The sequence below is a fragment of the Flavobacterium sp. AC105 genome (assembly GCF_979258495.1).
In genome coordinates this window covers 3,607,999-3,626,888 of record NZ_OZ409860.1, presented here as the reverse complement: position 1 = coordinate 3,626,888, position 18,890 = coordinate 3,607,999, and the positions used below count along the sequence as shown (strand labels likewise).

Annotated in this window: 19 protein-coding genes; 9 read left to right on the top strand and 10 right to left on the bottom strand. The window is 32.1% G+C overall.

From position 1 onward, the window contains the following. The first annotated feature begins 45 nt into the window (after positions 1–45). The 4 genes from ACZ0AH_RS14835 (at position 46) to ACZ0AH_RS14820 (ending at position 5,720) form a co-directional block, all read left to right on the top strand. A complete protein-coding gene (locus ACZ0AH_RS14835) occupies positions 46–2,106 on the top strand; it encodes a S9 family peptidase (RefSeq protein ID WP_463476573.1) in 2,061 nt (686 codons plus the stop codon). A 70-nt stretch (positions 2,107–2,176) separates the two neighbouring features. Further along, positions 2,177–3,217 (top strand): PLP-dependent cysteine synthase family protein, encoded by a 1,041-nt coding sequence (locus ACZ0AH_RS14830; protein WP_463476572.1) that lies wholly within the window; start codon positions 2,177–2,179, stop codon positions 3,215–3,217. A gap of 303 nt (positions 3,218–3,520) precedes the next feature. Continuing rightward, a complete protein-coding gene (locus ACZ0AH_RS14825) occupies positions 3,521–4,399 on the top strand; it encodes a LamG domain-containing protein (protein ID WP_463476571.1) in 879 nt (292 codons plus the stop codon). Between the two features lie 406 nt (positions 4,400–4,805). Continuing rightward, positions 4,806–5,720 (top strand): LamG domain-containing protein, encoded by a 915-nt coding sequence (locus ACZ0AH_RS14820; protein ID WP_463476570.1) that lies wholly within the window; start codon positions 4,806–4,808, stop codon positions 5,718–5,720. A gap of 124 nt (positions 5,721–5,844) precedes the next feature. Here the strand turns inward: ACZ0AH_RS14820 and ACZ0AH_RS14815 are convergent, their stop codons facing one another. Then, a complete protein-coding gene (locus tag ACZ0AH_RS14815) occupies positions 5,845–6,039 on the bottom strand; it encodes a hypothetical protein (protein WP_463476569.1) in 195 nt (64 codons plus the stop codon). A gap of 430 nt (positions 6,040–6,469) precedes the next feature. On the opposite strand from ACZ0AH_RS14815, the gene ACZ0AH_RS14810 reads away from it, so the two are divergent. Then, a complete protein-coding gene (locus tag ACZ0AH_RS14810) occupies positions 6,470–7,228 on the top strand; it encodes a hypothetical protein (protein WP_463476568.1) in 759 nt (252 codons plus the stop codon). A gap of 131 nt (positions 7,229–7,359) precedes the next feature. On the opposite strand, the gene ACZ0AH_RS14805 is transcribed toward ACZ0AH_RS14810, so the two are convergent. The 6 genes from ACZ0AH_RS14805 to gcvT form a co-directional block, all read right to left on the bottom strand. Further along, the gene (locus ACZ0AH_RS14805) at positions 7,360–7,791 is read right to left on the bottom strand and encodes an SMI1/KNR4 family protein (RefSeq protein ID WP_463476567.1); all 432 of its coding nucleotides are present in this window, start codon (positions 7,789–7,791) and stop codon (positions 7,360–7,362) included. Positions 7,792–7,801: 10 nt separating this feature from the next. Next, entirely contained in the window at positions 7,802–8,311 is a 510-nt protein-coding gene (locus ACZ0AH_RS14800) for a hypothetical protein (RefSeq protein WP_463476566.1), read from the bottom strand. A 22-nt stretch (positions 8,312–8,333) separates the two neighbouring features. Next, positions 8,334–8,705 (bottom strand): hypothetical protein, encoded by a 372-nt coding sequence (locus tag ACZ0AH_RS14795; protein WP_463476565.1) that lies wholly within the window; start codon positions 8,703–8,705, stop codon positions 8,334–8,336. Between the two features lie 228 nt (positions 8,706–8,933). Further along, on the bottom strand, positions 8,934–9,647 hold the full coding sequence (locus tag ACZ0AH_RS14790) for a YebC/PmpR family DNA-binding transcriptional regulator (RefSeq protein ID WP_059118580.1): 714 nt from the start codon (positions 9,645–9,647) through the stop codon (positions 8,934–8,936). A 285-nt stretch (positions 9,648–9,932) separates the two neighbouring features. After that, positions 9,933–11,963, bottom strand: a complete 2,031-nt coding sequence (locus ACZ0AH_RS14785) for a S41 family peptidase (protein ID WP_463476564.1) — start codon at positions 11,961–11,963, stop codon at positions 9,933–9,935. A 235-nt stretch (positions 11,964–12,198) separates the two neighbouring features. Continuing rightward, positions 12,199–13,281 (bottom strand): glycine cleavage system aminomethyltransferase GcvT, encoded by a 1,083-nt coding sequence (gene gcvT, locus ACZ0AH_RS14780; protein WP_463476563.1) that lies wholly within the window; start codon positions 13,279–13,281, stop codon positions 12,199–12,201. Positions 13,282–13,672: 391 nt separating this feature from the next. Between gcvT and ACZ0AH_RS14775 the strand changes: the two genes are divergently transcribed. The 3 genes from ACZ0AH_RS14775 (at position 13,673) to ACZ0AH_RS14765 (ending at position 16,054) form a co-directional block, all read left to right on the top strand. Then, positions 13,673–14,521 carry an NAD(P)H-hydrate dehydratase gene (locus ACZ0AH_RS14775; RefSeq protein WP_463476562.1) on the top strand — a complete coding sequence of 283 codons (849 nt, stop codon included), beginning with the start codon at positions 13,673–13,675 and terminating at the stop codon, positions 14,519–14,521. Between the two features lie 377 nt (positions 14,522–14,898). After that, on the top strand, positions 14,899–15,681 hold the full coding sequence (locus tag ACZ0AH_RS14770; protein ID WP_463476561.1) for a HipA family kinase: 783 nt from the start codon (positions 14,899–14,901) through the stop codon (positions 15,679–15,681). Continuing rightward, the gene (locus ACZ0AH_RS14765; protein ID WP_463476560.1) at positions 15,671–16,054 is read left to right on the top strand and encodes a DUF3037 domain-containing protein; all 384 of its coding nucleotides are present in this window, start codon (positions 15,671–15,673) and stop codon (positions 16,052–16,054) included. The genes ACZ0AH_RS14770 and ACZ0AH_RS14765 overlap by 11 nt, the downstream gene beginning before the upstream one ends. A 191-nt stretch (positions 16,055–16,245) precedes the next feature. Here ACZ0AH_RS14765 and ACZ0AH_RS14760 read toward each other — a convergent pair whose 3' ends face one another. Next, a complete protein-coding gene (locus tag ACZ0AH_RS14760; RefSeq protein ID WP_463476559.1) occupies positions 16,246–16,794 on the bottom strand; it encodes a HutD family protein in 549 nt (182 codons plus the stop codon). Between the two features lie 247 nt (positions 16,795–17,041). Between ACZ0AH_RS14760 and ACZ0AH_RS14755 the strand changes: the two genes are divergently transcribed. Next, positions 17,042–17,437 (top strand): helix-turn-helix domain-containing protein, encoded by a 396-nt coding sequence (locus tag ACZ0AH_RS14755; RefSeq protein WP_463476558.1) that lies wholly within the window; start codon positions 17,042–17,044, stop codon positions 17,435–17,437. 96 nt (positions 17,438–17,533) lie between these two features. On the opposite strand, the gene ACZ0AH_RS14750 is transcribed toward ACZ0AH_RS14755, so the two are convergent. Together ACZ0AH_RS14750 and ACZ0AH_RS14745 are read right to left on the bottom strand one after the other, a co-directional pair. Next, on the bottom strand, positions 17,534–18,187 hold the full coding sequence (locus tag ACZ0AH_RS14750; protein WP_463476557.1) for a hypothetical protein: 654 nt from the start codon (positions 18,185–18,187) through the stop codon (positions 17,534–17,536). 76 nt (positions 18,188–18,263) lie between these two features. Beyond that, positions 18,264–18,839 (bottom strand): hypothetical protein, encoded by a 576-nt coding sequence (locus ACZ0AH_RS14745; RefSeq protein WP_463476556.1) that lies wholly within the window; start codon positions 18,837–18,839, stop codon positions 18,264–18,266. Between the last annotated feature and the right edge of the window lie 51 nt (positions 18,840–18,890).

The window sequence follows — 18,890 nt, the reverse complement described above, 5'->3', positions numbered from 1 at the left end:
TGTAGTATTTTTGCTCCTTCGTATTTAAAAACTAATGCTTAATCAATGCAAAACGATATAATGGCTCCAAAAGCCAAAGTAATTCCAAAAACACTTAAAAAACATAAAGAAGCCCGGATTGATAACTATTTCTGGCTTAACGACCGCGAAAACCCTGAAGTTATCGATTATTTAAATCAGGAAAACTCGTATTATGAGAGTATGACTGAGCATACAAAAAAACTGCAGGAATCTTTATATGAAGAAATGAAAGGCAGAATTAAGGAAGATGATTCATCTGTTCCTTATTTTTATAATGGATATTATTATATCACCCGTTTTGAAACCGGACAGGATTACCCGATATTTTCCAGAAAAAAAGCAAGCCTTTCGGCAGAAGAAGAAATTTTGTTCAATTGTAATGAATTGGCAAAAGGACATGCTTATTTTAAATTAGGAGGTTTGAGCATCAGTCCGGATAACAAATTTGCAAGTTTTGGAGTTGATATTGTTGGAAGAAGAATTTACACCATTCAGTTTAAAAATTTAGAAACCGGAGAAATTTTATCAGATAAAATCGAAAATGCCACAGGAGGATCGGTTTGGGCAAATGACAATAAAACTGTTTTTTATACCAAACAAGATGAAGTTACGTTAAGAGCTGATAAAGTTTTCAGACATAAATTAAATACCGATTCTGCAGCTGATATTTTGGTTTTTAATGAAATAGATGATACTTTTAATGTTTCGATAAGCAAAGAAAAATCAAGAAAATATATTGTAATAGGTTCAGGAAGCACATTAACGACTGAATACAGAATTCTAAACTCTGATAATCCGGACGGAGAATTTGTGGTGTTTCAGCCTCGTGTTCGTGGTTTAGAATACAGTATTTCGCATTACGAAGACTCGTTTTATATTTTAACGAACAAAGACAAGGCGACGAACTTTAAACTGATGAAAACGCCTGAAAATAAAACAGGAAAGAAAAATTGGGTTGATGTTATTCCGCATCGCGAAGATGTTTTGTTGGAAGATATCGAAATCTTCAGAAACTATTTAGTGGTTGAAGAAAGATCAAACGGATTGAATCATATCAGAATTATGCCGTGGAATGGCGAGCCGGATTATTATTTGCCTTTTGGCAGCGAAACCTACAATGCTTACACCACAACAAATATTGATTTTGACACAGATGTTTTGCGTTACAGTTATCAATCGCTTGCAACGCCATCGTCTGTAATTGATTTTAATATGACAACCAAGACCAAAGAAATCTTAAAAGAACAACAGGTTTTAGGCGGAAAATTTGATAAAAATAATTACGTTGAAGAACGCGTTTGGGCAACTGCAACTGATGGAATAAAAGTGCCAATTTCTATGATTTACAGAAAAGGCTTACAGAAAAATGGCAAGAATCCGTTACTGCTTTATGCCTATGGTTCATATGGAATTACTATGGATACTTATTTTTCATCGACAAGACTTTCGCTGTTAGACCGCGGTTTTGTTTACGCCATTGCACATATTAGAGGAGGAGAGGATTTAGGAAGGCAATGGTATGAAGATGGAAAACTGTTAAAAAAGAAAAATACCTTTACAGATTTCATCGATTGCTCTAAATTTGTAATTAACGAAAAATATACATCTCCTGAACATTTATATGCAGAAGGAGGATCTGCCGGAGGACTTTTGATGGGTGTTATCGTAAATGAAGCGCCTGAATTATATAACGGAGTCATCGCACAGGTACCTTTTGTAGATGTTATTACAACAATGCTGGATGACAGCATCCCGCTTACAACAGGAGAATATGACGAATGGGGAAACCCAAATAATAAAAAATATTACGATTATATGTTATCGTATTCACCGTACGATAATGTAAAAGCGCAAAATTATCCTAACATGTATGTATCTACAGGATTGCATGATTCGCAGGTACAATATTGGGAGCCAGCTAAATGGGTAGCCAAATTGAGAGATGTAAAAACAAATAATAATTTATTGTTTTTAGATATCAATATGGATGCCGGACATGGTGGAGCTTCAGGACGTTTTGAGGCTTTGAAAGACTTAGCAAAGGAATTTAGTTTTTTATTAGATTTAGAGAAAATTAAAAGCTAATTAGAAATTTTTTGTTAAATTTGCAACCTATCAGGGTTATTTAAAAATACCTTTGATTAACTATTTTTTTATGAAAGAAGAAATAAACGCTTATAATAATGTTTTAGAGTTAATAGGTAATACCCCACTTATTAAGCTAAATAAAATTACCGAAGAGTTAGAAGGAAATTTCTATGCAAAGGTAGAAGCTTTTAATCCAGGACATTCCTCAAAAGATAGAATAGCGTTATATATTATTGAAGAAGCCGAGAAAAAAGGAATCTTATCTCCAGGTGATACCATTATAGAAACTACATCAGGTAATACAGGTTTTAGTCTGGCAATGGTAAGCATTATCAAAGGCTACAATTGCATTTTGGCTGTAAGTTCAAAATCATCGAAAGATAAAATTGACATGCTGAGGAGTTTAGGCGCAAAAGTATATGTTTGTCCGGCGCACGTTTCAGCAGATGATGAAAGATCATACTATAACGTAGCCAAACGTTTGCACGAAGAAACAAAAGGCTCAGTATATATCAATCAATATTTTAACCAGCTAAATATTGATGCCCACTACAACTCTACAGGTCCTGAAATTTGGGAACAGACAAAAGGACAAATTACGCATCTTATTGCATGTAGCGGAACTGGAGGAACGATTTCAGGAACGGCAAAATTCTTAAAAGAACAAAATCCAAATATTAGAATCTTAGGTGTTGATGCTTTTGGATCAGTTTTAAAGAAATATCACGAAACAAGAGAATTCGATAACAAAGAAATTTATCCATATCGTATTGAAGGATTAGGTAAAAACTTAATTCCGTCAGCTACAGATTTTGATATTATCGATAAATTCATGAAAGTAACCGATGAAGAAAGTGCCCACTCCGCAAGAGAAATCACCAGAAAAGAAGGTTTGTTTGTAGGTTACACTTCAGGAGCTGTAATGCAGGCAATTAAACAATATGCAGAAGAAGGAGAATTTACAAAAGAAAGCAATATAATAGCTATTTTCCCGGATCACGGTTCTCGTTATATGAGTAAAGTATTTAGTGATGACTGGATGAACGAACAAGGATTCTTTGACAGTGTCAATGAAGAAGAAGTTCAAAAAATTGAATTTGTAAAGTAGTAACTGCTTTTTAAAAATATACAACTCCATTTGTTTTTAGCAAATGGAGTTTTTTTTTGTAAAAATGCATTTACAAATACCTATTATAAATGTTTTTTAGTGCTACAGAGTGTGAATTTTATGAGAATACCGTATTAATACTTAAATACTGTTTTGTAAAGTTGAATTAAATTTATAGTTTTAACAAAATTAATGGATGAATAAATAAATTTAATTAAGAATTTAAAACCATCAGTTTTGATTATTTAACTTACCTGCTATTATTACATGAATACCGTTTTAAATACCCTAAAATCTGTCAATATGAATAAATTGTTACTGACATTAATGTTTGTAAGTTTTTTTAATGCGAATGCTCAAAATCCTGTTCAGGAATTCAATTTTAATGGAAACATGAGTAATATCGATAAAACAATTTCCTTTTTAGGAACCTCTATTTTTGTACCTGACAGAATGGGAGTTGCCAATGGCGCTTTACGACTTACCAATAAGGCTTTGCAGACTGTTGTAGGCGATCTTCCGCAAGATAATAAACCAAGATCAATATCGATTTGGGTAAAATTTAATACCATTGCTTCAGCAAATTATATTTTTGGATATGGAAGTCCGGCAAATGCACAATATTTTGGTTTGACGCAGCAAGGTGCAGCAGGAGCCAATTCTGATTTAAGTCTGACAGGTTTTGGTGCTGCAAATGATGTAGTAGTATCAGTTCCGCTTGCAAAAGCCATTTGGTATCAATATAGTGTAACTTATGATGGAACAACTTCTAAAATATATCGTAATGGTGAATTATTAAAATCATTGGGCGGAATTACCCGCTTAACAAAAGGATATATTTTAAGATTGGGACAAATGAATGCCAATGTTGGGATTAATGCTGATATAGACGACCTTAAAATATATAATGTTGCAATGACAGATGAGCAGGTTATGGAATCTTATACCAGTTCTAAACCTTTAGCTCCTGTGGTTGCAGAAAAAGCAGTAGTAAAAAAAGGCAATACAGAAGTAAAAACTGATATAAGAAATACAACCCCAGTACCAACTGCAAATATAGCAGTTGCAAAAAAGGTGGAAATTTTCTCTCAGGGAAAAAAAATAATTGGAACCAATGCTTCAAATATTACCGACTTACCAGAAGGAACTTATTTATTGAAAATAACAAACGGTCAAAATTAAAAATTGCCTTTTATGAATAACCGTTAACATTGTTGCTTTTAAAAATATGAAACTTCATTCGTTTTTGCGAATGGAGTTTTTTTTTCGAATTGTTTGTAAATCTATAGATTTTATATGATTTAATTTCTGAATATTTTGGTTTATGGGCGAATGTTGATTTTTGTATTTTAATTACAAATACCGTATTTATACGTAAGAATGTATGTGTTTCATTGAAGTAAATTTATACTTTTAATAATATTATTAAAAGTATAAATAAATACAATTGAGCGTTTAAAATCATCAATTTTGGTTATTTAAACGATTATTTAGGTTAGTTATCGAAAAAATTTTCGACCAAATGCTTAAAAATATAGTTTAGCAATGTTAAAATGACACCATGTTTTAATGTCCTAAATCTATTATTATGAAAAAATTTCTACTCACATTAATGTTTGTAAGTTATTTAAATGCTAATGCTCAGAGTCCTATTCAGGAATTTAATTTTAATGAAAGTTTGGTTAATACTAAAAATACAACTTCGTTTATGGGCACAGAAAATTTTGTTCCTGACAGAAATGGAGTTATAAATAGTGCACAAAGACTGGTTAAGAAAGGTATGGAAGCGATTATAACCAATCTTCCTCAGGGAAATAGTGCGAGGACAGTAAGTATTTGGGTTAAATTAAACGACATTTCTGCAGCAAATTACATTTGGGGTTACGGAACAGCATATAATGCACAATATTGTGGTTTATTGCAGCAAGGCACAAATTCTTCTCATTCAGATCTTAATTTAGCAGGCTGGGGTGCCACGAACGATGTTATTGTATCAACGCCAATTGCAAAAGAGGTTTGGTACAATTACGCGATAACATATAATGGAAAAGTTTCTAAAATATACCTTGACGGGAAATTATTGAAATCTGTAAACGGAATTACACGTTCTACCAAAGGAAATATTTTTAGATTAGGAGAAATCAATACTACTATTGGCATCAATGCAGATATAGACGATTTAAAGATATATGATGTTGCCCTGACAGACGAACAAATCATAGAACTTTACGACAGTTCTAAACCCGCAATTATTGCAGCACCAGAAACTGTTGCGGTTGCCAAAACTACAAAAACTGCTAAAGTAAAAGCAGCAACAAAATCTGCACCATCAAATACTATTATTGCGACAGCTGATATAAATGAAATTTCTAAGAATGTTGAGGTTTATTCGCAAGGACAAAAAATAATAGGAAATAATTTAATGAGTATAAATAATCTTCCGGAAGGAACTTATTTATTGAAAATAACGAATAACCCATCAAAAAAAATAACTTCAAAATAAAAATTAAGATCTGGTTAATATAAAATAATTAGTTAGTTTTTTACCTTGTTTAGTAAGCATTAAATTTTTGGAACAGTGAAAAAAAGCCTTATGAAAATGATTTTTCAAAAGGCTTTTTTGTTTTCTAATGCTTTTTTTGTTGTCCTGGTGCATAAGCTTTGGCGCTTTTGCTGCCGGACATTTTTTTAGCCTGACCCGGAGGGATTTTATTTGAATTGCCTGAAGTGTATGTATGTGTACTACAGCTTATTGTGCTAATAGCAACAAACAGAATTACCATAGTAACAACGGCAAATTTGATGTGTTTAGATGTTTTCATAAATTATTTTTTTGCTTATTCAAGTTAGCACAAATATAATTGTTACTATGAAATTTACTTATTTTTCACACTAGTTTAAAATCGTTAAAAACAACAAAAGCGCTGAATCTACAGCGCTTTGTTTATTTCTGATAGGTATGTTCTTAACTTATAACGCTAATCACAACAAATAAAATGACCAGAATAATTACGGCGAATTTTGTGTATTTAGATGTTTGCATAATATATTTATTTAAAATTAAACTTGAGACGCGCAAATATAATAGTTTATTTTAATTGAAGTAAATTTCTTTCAAATATTATATAAAAAACATCTCAATTTTAGATTTTAAAAAAAAAAAAGAAATTACTTCCCAACCTTTTTATTCAAAATGTACTCTATATAATTAGTAATCATTTTTTGAATGATTTTAACTTAAAAATATATAGTATGAAAAAGAAATTCACCTTAGAAATAGCAACTCCCTGTTCTGAAAATTTTGATAAAATGATTCCAAATTCAAAAGGTTCATTTTGTGATTCTTGTGCTAAAAACGTAATCGATTTAAGTAAAAAATCAAATGCTGAAATCGCCAGATTTATTGTAGAATCTAATGACAAAAATATTTGTGCCCGACTAAAAACAACGCAATTACAAGAAGAATTCGAATACAATGAAATCTCTAAAATCAATAACCTTAAATATGCTGCAATTGCAGCTTCGGTTTTACTAACATCGAGTGTGGTTGCACAAGAAAAAGTGCCGGTGGAAACGGAAATAAATAGTCCGAAACTCAATAATCATATAGTGGGTAAAATTGCTTATAATCAAAATTTTAAAGAAGAAATTTCGATACTAGTTCAGGGAAAATTATTAGATAGTAAAACCAATAAACCTTTAGATTCTAAAACCTATTCGAACTTAATGATTAACATTAATAATTTGCCAAATTCAGTAAAAGTAGATCCAAAAACAGGTGAATTTTCTATTCCGGTAATTGTTTTAAAAAACGCTAAAACCTTGGAGATTAATATTCAAAGCCGCGATTATTATTTATCCAAAACAATACCTTTTGATAGTAATTCCGTAAAAGGAAATATTCTTTTGCAAGATATTATTATTGAGACAAAAGAAGAATTGAATAAAGTTTATATGTTGGGAGGAATAGGCGTAAATTATGTGGATAAAAAAGGGAGTAAGGAGATTTGAAATAATCAATTTTAGAAGTTGAAATATTGTTATAAATAATAGCCTTTTGAATTAGTCAGAAGGCTTTTGATAAATTATAAATTTGTATCAATAGACACTTCTGCGGTCGGGGTTTTATAAATTGATAATTTCTAGAGATCGTTGACAGTTTCCTCTTGTAAGCCATTTATAAATTCTTCAAAGCTATTGGCAACTAATTCAAAAGCATCATTTTTTGTTTTCCACTCCATTTCCATTTGATATAAAAAGATTTTATCCATAGATTCTTCATCAAATAATATACAAAATACCCAACCTCCATTATCTATAGCAAACGGCAGTTTTTTTCCTAAGTTTTCTTCCTTGAATTCTTTGGTAAAATCATACATCATTCTATAATTTATAAATTGTGAAATTATAAATAACTTTCCATCATTATTTCTAAACTTATTTTCCTTTACAGACAAATCAGCATATTCGGAAATAAAATCTTTAATAGTATGAGGTATTTTGATGCCAACTTCATTTTCAATTCTCATGTATTGATGTGATAAAAACCTATCGCTTAATGTTAACTTTCTCATCTTCTCATTTTTATTTATCTGTCATCTTAATTTTTGCCATTATTTCATCTGTCAACAACGGATCTTCCCATATCCCATGAATGTAGCTTATATCTTCTCCTAAACTATCTTCTCCGGCACCCCTTGGCTGATAATCATATTGCCAACGGCGAAACTCTATTAATAAATAATTTTTATTTGATTCTGTATCTTCAAACAAAACAATATTGGCGGGTAAATCATATAATTTATTTATAAAAGAGTTATCCGTAGTCAATCTCGATGGAAATACTTTATTAGTTATTAGCTTAACATTATATACTTTTCCGAAAAAAAATAATTCTTCCTGAGTAAATGGATTTTCTTTTAATATTTCATTAAAATGATAGTTAAACCTAATTTTATTTCCATTTAGCAGAAGAGAAATTTCCGGTCTGACCAATTCACTTTTAATTTTGCAAATTCCCGCTGAAAGCAATTTCTCATTTCCATTGCCCTGTATTTCATATTCAGTACAATAAAAGTCTTCTATTAATCGCATTTATCTTCTTTCAATTTGTAAGTTACTCAATTTTGAATACACCATAAATATTAAAACTCCAATATTCCCGATATTCATCAATGCCAAAAATTATTAGATAAGTATTATTACAGTCTTTAGGTTCTAATAATTGATATCGGTATAAATAACGTTCTTCCAGATTTTTCAGATTTTCAAGTTTATTAACCTGATGTTTTACTAAAGTATCAATAGTTATTTGCCCGTTTTCGATTATGTCATTCAGAAAAAAAGAAGTCTCAAATGATAAAATTACCTGATGTTTAATGCCGCCTTTTTCACAATAAAAACTAAAACTTAATTTCGAATAAAGATTTTGAGCAGCAAAACTATTTTCGCCTAATTGTATTTTTTTTACAAGGTGAATTTTATTCATAATTCGATTTTTGTTTATTTCTCTTTATTTCTTTTTGTTTTCTAAATAAATAGAATCTAATTCTTGTTGTAAAAGATTACCTCTAAAAGTTGATTTTTTTTGATCGTTTTTTACTTTTTCAAATTCTTCAATAGTTAAAGAATTAAGCCTTTGTTGTCTTTTTTCACGATTTAAGCAAATAAAAAAGCCCTGAAAAATTCAGAGCTTTCGTTTTATATAAAAAAAATATTATGCTTCTTGCATGGTATGATAAACGTTCATAACGTCATCATCTTCTTCGATTTTTTCGATTAGTTTTTCAACGTCAGCAATTTGAGCTTCAGTAAGCTCTTTAGTGATTTGCGGAATACGTTCAAAACCAGAAGATAAAATTTCAAGACCTCTGTTTTCTAATTCTTTTTGCAAAGCACCAAAGCTTCCAAAAGGAGCATAGATTAAGATTCCGTCTTCATCTTCAAAAACCTCTTCGGCACCAAAATCAATAAGTTCTAATTCCAGTTCTTCAGGATCAAGATTACCTTTTGCAATTCTAAAATTACAAGTATGATCAAACATAAACTCAACAGAACCTTGAGTTCCCATTGTACCATTACATTTGTTAAAGTAGCTGCGAATATTCGCAACGGTTCTGTTATTATTATCAGATGCAGTTTCAATCAAAATCGCAATTCCGTGAGGCGCATAACCTTCAAACAAAATTTCTTTATAATTGGCAGTATCCTTATTACTTGCATTTTTTATCGCGCGCTCCACATTGTCCTTAGGCATGTTAGCCGCTTTCGCGTTTTGTATTACAGCTCTTAATCTAGAATTGGCATCTGGGTTAGGGCCGCCTTCTTTAACCGCCATAACGATATCTTTACCAATTCGGGTAAATGTTTTAGCCATTGCTGACCAACGTTTCATTTTTCTTCCTTTTCTAAATTCGAACGCTCTTCCCATTACTGATTTTTTATTTTTGTGATGCAAAAATACGGTTATTCCTTATTTTTGCAAAATCAATTCTATTCTTTTTTCAATTGTTTCAAGTTTGAAGTTTCAGGTTTCAGGTTTGCTTAACTTTGGTGCAAAAGAAGATTGGTTTTATTGAAAAATTCCAATAAAAAAAATCCAAATTCCAACTCAAATTATCGCCATTATAACCGACAATCTCGTCATAAAATGACAAAACTTCACGCATTTACGGTTAACCTGAAACGTGAAACATGAAACGTGAAACAAAAAACTTTACTTCGCTGCATTAAATTCATTGATGACATTTACCGCTTCATTCAGGTACGGATTTGTTTTTAGATTATCGATCTGATATTGATTTATCGTCTTTTCATTTGGATAAACGCCCAATAGAAACTGATTTACCGTAGAATTATAAACATCCAGCGGATTATTCTCATTGTTAAAAGTATTGATTTCTGTCCAAAGAGAATTCACGTTTTTTTTCTGTTTAAAAACAGCGTCTAAAGTCATCGGAATCTCTGCTTTTGGCTTATTTACTAATTGATCAATTTTCAAATTAATCTTTTTGATATCATTAAAATAGGAGTTATTGGCCAATCTTGCCGAACTATTTTTTGCCAGTTTATCAATAAGAACTCTTTTTACATAAGGTCTGTATTTTAAAAACGGCTGAATACTATCGTTTTTAATCGCCGTAGGGAAATCACTTTCTTTTTGATAAACACCTTCATAAAATTCAGGCAGTACAACATCAGGAGTTACGCCAACAAATTGGTGGCTTTTTCCCGTAACCCTGTAAAACTTATTAATAGTGATTTTTAAAAAGTCAGTATTTTTATTTTCGTCAAGCGAAAGAATCGTTTGCATTGTAGCTTTTCCGAGCGTTGTACTTCCTAATAACAAAGCGCGGTTATAATCTTGCAAAATGGCCGAAAAAAATTCACTTGCCGAAGCCGTATTACTATTCACCAAAATCACAATTGGACCTTTATAAATCAAACCTTTATAAGGATCATTAATAACAGAAGTTCCTTGTTTATTATCGACAACAATCGAAATCGGACCATAATCAATAAACATTCCGGCCAGTTTAATCGCTTCTTCCATCGATCCGCCGCCGTTATCAATCAAATCAATAACAAGACCTTTTATATTATCACGTTCCAGTTTTATAACTTCGCGCGCAACATCATCGGCACAGCCTTTTCGGCTATTTCCGTCTAAATCAGCGTAGAAACTCGGAATCTTAATATATCCAATTTTACTATCCTTTCCAATAATGAAACTAAAAACCGAATTATCTTCATCTTTCATGACTTGTTTCTCAATATAAACATCAAAACTTTTACCCGAATTCCGTTTCAGCGTAAGCGTAATACTTTTATTAGATTCTGATAAAATCATCGTCGAAATAGATTCTAACGAAGAACACGAAACCTGCAAAGTCTCTTTTTGGTTGGATATCGAAACAATCTGATCGCCTTTTTTAATTTGTCCCGTTTTATAAGCAGGGCCATTTGGGTCGATTTCATCAATAATAATTTCGTTTTTCTCATTTAGATTCACGCTCATTCCCAATGATAAATGTTCCTTAGATAACGAAGCCACAAAACTATTTTTAGAATCATCGCTAAAATAAGCCGTATGCGGATCGAAATACGTACAGAAAAAATTATAGAAGTTTTCTTCCTGTTTCAATTTAGTTTCCAAAAGCGTGTTTATTCGGCAGATTTCATTAGATAAAATCATTTTTTTAGAAGCAGATTCTATCGATTTAAAATTCGCTTTAAGCGAATCCAGATTATCACTCGTTTCCGCAACTTCATCTAAAATCTGATAACGAAGTTTTTTCGTCCAGGCTTTTTCCAACCCCTCTTTTTTAAGATAAAAAGGAAATGCTTTTTTATAAAACCGAATCGTATCTTTTATAGTATAATCAATATTTCCGGCATCAATTTTTTCCAGAACAGATTTCGTTCTCAAAAGAGCATTTTTATACGTAGAAGAAATATCAGTCAGAAAACGGCAATCATCTTCCAGAATTAAATCGTCTAAATTCGTGCGGTATTTATTCGCCATATCGTCGTATTCCGTCTTCAAAAAGATATTTCGGGAAGGATCTAATTCATTGATAAGATTATCAAAAACAAAAATAGACAAACTATCATCTACCGGTTTTGGGCGTATATGTTCGGCTTGAATAAGGGCATTTATTTTGTTTACTATTTCGCATGCAGGGTCGCTATTTTGACTAAATAGAAAACTGGTAGTGAACAGAAATACTACTAATATTTTTTTCATAGATATAAACTCATCGTTTACATTAAAATTACATTTTATTTTTTGATAAAAAGTTACAATTTTTCTAAAATTTCTTACATCAAAGTGATTTATTTTAACAAATTATCACAGACGCTTTGTGCAGAAAAAAAAGCCACGAATTCACGAATTTGTTTGATAATAATTCGTGAATTTGTGGCAAAAAAAATGCGCTACTTTTTGAGTAACGCATTTTCTATCAATTTATATCTTAAAACTATTTCTTATAAAAAGGTAATTTTACCACTTTAGCCGGAACATCATTTTTTCTGATTCTGATAAAAATGTCATTGTCAACAGCGCTATTTGCAACCGTAACATATCCCAGACCAATTCCTTTATTCATAGAAGGCGACATCGTTCCAGAAGTTACAACACCAATTATCGCACCTTCTGCATCAACAATTTCGTAATCATGTCTTGGCACAGCACGTTCCTGCATTTCAAAAGCCACTAATTTTTTAGAAACACCTTCTTCCTTTTGTTTTTTCAAACCTTCAGAATTGGTAAAATCTTTATTGAATTTCGTAATCCAGCCCAAACCAGCTTCAAGCGGAGAAGTTGTGTCATTAATATCATTTCCGTACAAACAGAAACCCATTTCCAGACGCAAAGTATCACGAGCAGCCAATCCAATAGGTTTAATCCCAAAAGCAGCGCCAGCCTCAAAAACCTTGTTCCAAACCTGTTCAACTTCGCTGTTTTTGCAATAAATTTCAAATCCTCCAGAACCCGTATAGCCTGTAGCAGAGATAATTACGTGCTCAATTCCCGCAAAATCAGCCACTTCAAAATGGTAATACGGAATCGCAGCTAAATCTATAGAAGACAAAGGCTGCATTGCTTCAACCGCTTTTGGACCCTGAATTGCCAATAAAGAATAATCATCAGAAAGGTTTTTCATCTCAACACCCAAATCATTTTGAGCCGAAATCCAGTTCCAGTCTTTCTCAATATTCGAAGCATTTACAACCAGTAAATATTGCTCATCTTTCATTTTATAAACAATCAAATCGTCTACAATTCCGCCATCATTATTTGGTAAACAAGAATATTGCGCTCTTCCAATAGTCAAAGTCGAAGCATCATTCGAAGTCACTTTCTGAATCAAAGCCAAAGCATTTGGACCCGTCAACAAAAATTCGCCCATATGAGAAACGTCAAAAACACCCACACCAGTACGAACCGTCTCGTGTTCAGCGTTAATTCCTTCATAAGTAATAGGCATATTATAACCAGCAAACGGTAGCATTTTCGCTCCCAAACTCTCATGTATGTGCGTAAGCGCAGTATTTTTCATTGTGTTGTTTTATAAAATTGTGTCGCAAATTTATTCAAAAAATATCTAAAAATGACAGTCTAAATTATAAATTTCGCAATAATCAGGAGCTATTTCCTGCTATCCGCTATATCTTTTTGTTTTTAAAGAAAAAACCAAAAGGATACCGCTCCTATCAGGGCTAGGAATTTACGGTCAAAAGAAGCACTCTTTTATTCGAAATTTATGTAACTTTAAGTCATTGATTTTTTTCTTCTTACTTAAAATTAAGGTAGAATTTAGGGCATTGTGAAATTAAAAAATCCGTTTTTATCCGCGTCTTTACGAAGTAAATCCGTTTTATCCGCGTTACAACCATCCACAATCCAAAAGCAATCAAAAATTTAAAATAATACAATAGAAAATACGCCAAATGAAAGACCCGTTTTTAATCACAAAAGAAGATATACTAAAATTTTACAAACCCGTAAATCCTCATACACACAAAGGATTGCAAGGACATGCTGTAATTATTGCCGGAAGTTACGGCAAAATAGGAGCCGCCGTTCTCGCATCAAAATCCTGTTTAAAATCAGGCTGCGGACTCGTAACCACATTTACACCAAAATGCGGATATCAAATCCTGCAAATCACTATTCCCGAAGTTATGGTCGTAACCGATGAAAACGCCAATTTTATCACCAATATACATTTGCCGATAATTCCGCAAGCCATTGGCATCGGACCAGGAATCGGGCAGGAGTTAGGCACACAAAAAGCACTATTCGAATTTTTAAGAATCAATAAAACACCATTAGTTCTCGATGCCGACGCGCTGAATATCTTATCACAAAACCAAACCTGGTTAGAGTTAGTTCCCGAAAACACCATTTTGACACCTCATCCCAAAGAACTCGAACGCTTAATAGGCAAATGGAATTCAGAATCCGAAAAATTTCAAAAAACAATTGCATTTTCTCAAAAATATAAAGTGATAATCGTCATGAAAGGCGCGCCAACCTACATTATCAACCAAACCGAAATCTACGAAAACACAACCGGAAACGCCGCACTCGCAACCGCCGGAAGCGGAGACACCTTAACCGGAATCATAACAAGTTTTCTCGCTCAGGGTTATGAACCCAAATATGCCGCAAAATTAGGCGTCTTCCTTCACGGATTAACCGCAGATATTGCATTGCCACAAACAGGATATCAGTCCTTTATAGCATCAGATATTATAGAAAATCTGGGAAAAGCTTTTTTGGAATTGGAAGCTTAGAAAATGTGACAATTAGAAAATGTGGCAATTAGATAATTAGAAAATGTGGCAATTAATTAGGACACAAACTCATAAAATTTGCTTATAGACTTTTGTTTATAGACTAAAGTTTATATAAAATTAGTCATTGTTTTTAACCAAGTCTTAATGTCAGGCTGAGCGAAGTCGAAGCCCACGTTCCAATTGGCACGCCTTCGACTTCGCTTAGGATGACAAAAATGACGATAATTGGAATTTGGAATTTTTAAATTGAAATTTTGATCAGGCTATAGCAAACTTTGCGCACCTTACGTTAAACAAGCAAAAAATTAAGAAGTCTAGGCAACTCTAAAAATCTAACCATCTAAATTAGTAAGTTTGTATTTCATTTTATAAATATGAAAAACAATTTCGATCTCAGAACCGTAAATGTTACGCGATATATAACACCTTTGCGCGAAGGCGGTTCTTTACCCGCTTTGGCAGAAGCCGACGACGATTTTAAATATGTCTTAAAATTTAAAGGAGCCGGACATGGCGTAAAAGCGCTGATTGCCGAATTAGTGGGCGGACAAATAGCAAAAGCTTTAAAATTGCAGCTTCCGGAATTGGTTTTTGCCAATCTTGATGAAGCATTTGGAAGAAGCGAAGGCGACGAAGAAATTCAGGATTTACTGCAAGGAAGCCAGGGATTAAATTTAGCGCTTCATTTTTTATCGGGTGCCATAACTTTCGATCCCGTTGTAACCACGGTTGGTGCCAAATTAGCATCGCAAATTGTTTGGTTAGACGCCTACATTACAAATGTCGATCGTACTTTTAGAAACACCAATATGTTGATTTGGCATAAGGAATTATGGCTGATCGATCACGGCGCGTGTTTGTATTTTCATCATTCATGGAACAATTGGGAACAACATGCCAAAAGCCCGTTCGCGTTAATAAAAGATCACGTTTTATTGCCGCAAGCCGCACTTTTAAAAGAAGTTGACGCCGAATATAAAACACTTTTAACACCAGAAATTCTTGAAGATATTGTAAACACAATTCCAGAAGAATGGCTGCATTGGGAGGATACAGATGAAACTCCCGAAGCGTTGCGAAACGTATATTTACAATTTTTGCAAACTAGATTATTAAATTCCGAAATCTTCGTAAACCAAGCCCACAATGCAAGATAGTCACTTATATGAGTATGCCGTAATTCGCGTAGTACCAAGAGTGGAGCGCGAAGAATTCCTAAATATCGGAATCATTTTATTTTGCAAAAAAGCGAAGTTTATAAAAGTATTAGCCCATATTGACGATGCGAAAGTTGCAGTTCTTTCAAACGATTTTGATATTGAACAATTGCACTGCAACATAACAGCATTAAAAAAAATCGCAGCCGGAGACAAAGATGGCGGACCAATTGGCACAATGGAAATTCCGGAACGTTTTCGTTGGTTAACAGCAATTCGAAGTTCAGCGATACAAACCTCAAGACCACATTCAGGATTATGTCAGGATTTAGAAAAAACAATTCAGCGTTTATTTGAAGAATTAGTTCTTTAAAGGAGGTTCAAAGAGGCAAAGTAACAAAGGTCCAAAGGTTTTCTGTAGACCGACTTCATAATTGTTTAAAAAATCGCGCAAAGTCGCAAAGTCGCAAAGTTTTGTTTAATTATTTTTCTATGCGTCTTTGCGTCTTTGCGCGATTAAAAAAAACTTAGCAAATCTCTGCGGTAAAATCAGTAATGATCGAATTAAAAATCCAATATTCCACAAAGACATTCATTAGAAAAATGAAGCATTATATTTTCCTTTTTTGGATTTTCAATGACTAATAAATCATAAGGATTTAGATCGTATGGTTTCTCATTAATTTTAATAACGGTTGTAGCTAAAGAAAATAAAATTATCATTTGCTCATTAAAATTCTGATCACCATTCGTTATTTTTAGTTGGTGATGGCCTGTTTTTTCAGAAACCATCCAATTAAAATCAATACCTTTTGTATAAGAAGTCACCTCATCATCCGAATTAAATTCCATGATTTCATATTTCTCATATACTTTTTTTTCTTTGTTAACCTCAATATCTAAGCAATTATCAAGCATAACCAGATATCGGTAAAAGCCTTTAAATTTGGTAAACTCCGAAGGTACTTTCTCTATTGTAGCACTGCTTATTCTGAATACAAAATCTCTATCGCTATAATTTGCAGTTTCCGGATAGATCATATATTCATATGTTAATCCACCGCTCCAAATAGAAACTTTGGTATCTTTTTTAGGCAAAAGACTTATGTTCATTTATTGAATATTTTAAAATGAATGTTGGGATTTGGTAAGTTTTTCTCCCTGCGTTCACGAACGGGACGTTTGCACAAGTAAGGGAAACAAAATTACATTACAAAATGGCTTTAGCCAAATGATTTGTGTTTTTTAGCTAAAGCCGAATTTGCCAATTTATATTAATTATGAAAATAGTATCTTACAAAAACAGTTTGTTTTTTACTGAAATTTATTTTCGTTTGAGAATTTTAAATATCTTTGAATTATGAGTACAGCAATAAAACCAAAACATATCGGCAGAAATATAAGCCGTATCAGAGAGCTTAAAGATATGAAACAGGAAGCACTGGCACAGGCTTTAGGAATAAGTCAGCAGACGATTTCGGCTATTGAAAACAGCGAAACTGTAGACGAGCAAAAACTAATTGAGATAGCAAAAGCTCTGGAAGTTTCAGTTGAAGCAATTAAAAACTTTTCGGAAGAAGCGGTTTTTAATATTATTGGAAATACTATTCAAGATAACGGTACGCTTTCAACTACTACAGGTAATTTTAATTGCACTTTTAATCCTTTAGATAAAGTAGTTGAACTTTACGAACGTTTGGTGCAAGCTGAAAAAGATAAAGTTGAGTATTTGGAGAAATTATTGAATGGGAAATAAACGTTTTTAAACATATATTAATAAAAAAGAGATCTTTTTAGATCTCTTTTTTATTCTATGAATTTTGTTTTTTTGTGTTCCGAGCGGGGTTATTTTTCAATTAACTAGAATTAAAAACTGACGATAAATATTTTTGAACCAATCATCACGGTAGTTGATGATTATTTTTCTGAGAATTATAATTAGATAAATACTTTCGATAAACAACATTATTATTCGTTGACAATCTGATAAGTTAAATTTCAGCAACATACAGTATGAACCCAAAACTATAGGAATAAAAGATGCAGATGCAAATGATGAAAGATTACTCATTCTATCCAAAAAGAAATTCGTTTCGGCTGATCCTTTTATTTTTATTACATTAAGACAGGAGAACACAATTAAATTATCTTTTTCTATTGAATTTCTATCATTTGAAGGTAAATTGAAAAATTCAATAACTTTTGTAATTAAAGTTTCTTTGGCTAGTTCCTTTTCAAATGATTTTTTGATAGTCCTCATTTTTTTTAATCTTTTTCGAAGTAATCTATTTACTAAAATTATTTGAATTTGAGATAACATAAAACCAATCAAAAAAGAAAAAACAATTCCAATAAATGTCAATGTGTTATCTTTTGAAATTTCTTCTGTTTTTATTACTGCAGATTTGAAATCGTGTTCAAAAATGAATAAGCCAAAATAAGATGTTAAAACTCCAGGAATAAAATAGATTATAAAATCCTTTAAAGATGGTATTTTTTCAAACATTGTTTAGGTATGGTTTTATGGTTTATTTGCTGTTGAGAGTTTCTTTCTTCTAGCGTTAAGCTGAAGGATAAATTATCTATTCTTTTTCTATCAGTTCTTCTGGAGGATGTACATATAATTCTAACTCAGGTTTTGTTCTAAGATGAATTAATTGCTTAAATTTCCTGTGTTCGATATCTTGAAAATATACATAAATTGAAGGAGATACTGGCAGAAGAAATCCATCTCCTATTTTTTCTTGTTCAGAAAAAGTAAAAGGTACATTCCACAAAGAACCTGCTTCCATCCAACGATTACCTCTGAATGGTCGATGCAAATTCTCAGGAGTTATGTTATGACTTAATTCAACTTCAATTTTTTCCATTAAAGCTCTGTGATTCTCGACTTTAATTTCCAGATTTACCTTAATCATATCTTCTTTACCTAATTGAATGAAAGGCTCTAATAACCTAATTTTTGCAGAAAATGAAGGGAGAATAGATATTGAAAATCTATATCTTTCCATTTTTAATGCGGTATTTTGTTGTCTAAAAGTTTTTACAAGATATAGTGCAGTGAAAGCTGTAACAAAGATCATTATCCAATCTGATATTGTTCCCCATATTTCAGCATCAAATGGAAAATAAGTTATTGTTTCTAGTTGATTAATCATAAAAAATAAAAAGTTTATTTCATATTAGGAAATTGCTTATCTAGCGCGAGC

Coding starts and splice junctions, on each gene's coding strand:
- ACZ0AH_RS14770 (WP_463476561.1), top strand. CDS start 14,899: ATGAAAAACAATTTCGATCTCAGAACCGTAAATGTTACGCGATATATA.
- ACZ0AH_RS14820 (WP_463476570.1), top strand. CDS start 4,806: ATGAAAAAATTTCTACTCACATTAATGTTTGTAAGTTATTTAAATGCT.
- ACZ0AH_RS14785 (WP_463476564.1), bottom strand. CDS start 11,963: ATGAAAAAAATATTAGTAGTATTTCTGTTCACTACCAGTTTTCTATTT.
- ACZ0AH_RS14775 (WP_463476562.1), top strand. CDS start 13,673: ATGAAAGACCCGTTTTTAATCACAAAAGAAGATATACTAAAATTTTAC.
- ACZ0AH_RS14755 (WP_463476558.1), top strand. CDS start 17,042: ATGAGTACAGCAATAAAACCAAAACATATCGGCAGAAATATAAGCCGT.
- ACZ0AH_RS14765 (WP_463476560.1), top strand. CDS start 15,671: ATGCAAGATAGTCACTTATATGAGTATGCCGTAATTCGCGTAGTACCA.
- ACZ0AH_RS14805 (WP_463476567.1), bottom strand. CDS start 7,791: ATGAGAAAGTTAACATTAAGCGATAGGTTTTTATCACATCAATACATG.
- ACZ0AH_RS14830 (WP_463476572.1), top strand. CDS start 2,177: ATGAAAGAAGAAATAAACGCTTATAATAATGTTTTAGAGTTAATAGGT.
- ACZ0AH_RS14790 (WP_059118580.1), bottom strand. CDS start 9,647: ATGGGAAGAGCGTTCGAATTTAGAAAAGGAAGAAAAATGAAACGTTGG.
- ACZ0AH_RS14760 (WP_463476559.1), bottom strand. CDS start 16,794: ATGAACATAAGTCTTTTGCCTAAAAAAGATACCAAAGTTTCTATTTGG.
- ACZ0AH_RS14825 (WP_463476571.1), top strand. CDS start 3,521: ATGAATAAATTGTTACTGACATTAATGTTTGTAAGTTTTTTTAATGCG.
- gcvT (WP_463476563.1), bottom strand. CDS start 13,281: ATGAAAAATACTGCGCTTACGCACATACATGAGAGTTTGGGAGCGAAA.
- ACZ0AH_RS14745 (WP_463476556.1), bottom strand. CDS start 18,839: ATGATTAATCAACTAGAAACAATAACTTATTTTCCATTTGATGCTGAA.
- ACZ0AH_RS14800 (WP_463476566.1), bottom strand. CDS start 8,311: ATGCGATTAATAGAAGACTTTTATTGTACTGAATATGAAATACAGGGC.
- ACZ0AH_RS14810 (WP_463476568.1), top strand. CDS start 6,470: ATGAAAAAGAAATTCACCTTAGAAATAGCAACTCCCTGTTCTGAAAAT.
- ACZ0AH_RS14815 (WP_463476569.1), bottom strand. CDS start 6,039: ATGAAAACATCTAAACACATCAAATTTGCCGTTGTTACTATGGTAATT.
- ACZ0AH_RS14835 (WP_463476573.1), top strand. CDS start 46: ATGCAAAACGATATAATGGCTCCAAAAGCCAAAGTAATTCCAAAAACA.
- ACZ0AH_RS14795 (WP_463476565.1), bottom strand. CDS start 8,705: ATGAATAAAATTCACCTTGTAAAAAAAATACAATTAGGCGAAAATAGT.
- ACZ0AH_RS14750 (WP_463476557.1), bottom strand. CDS start 18,187: ATGTTTGAAAAAATACCATCTTTAAAGGATTTTATAATCTATTTTATT.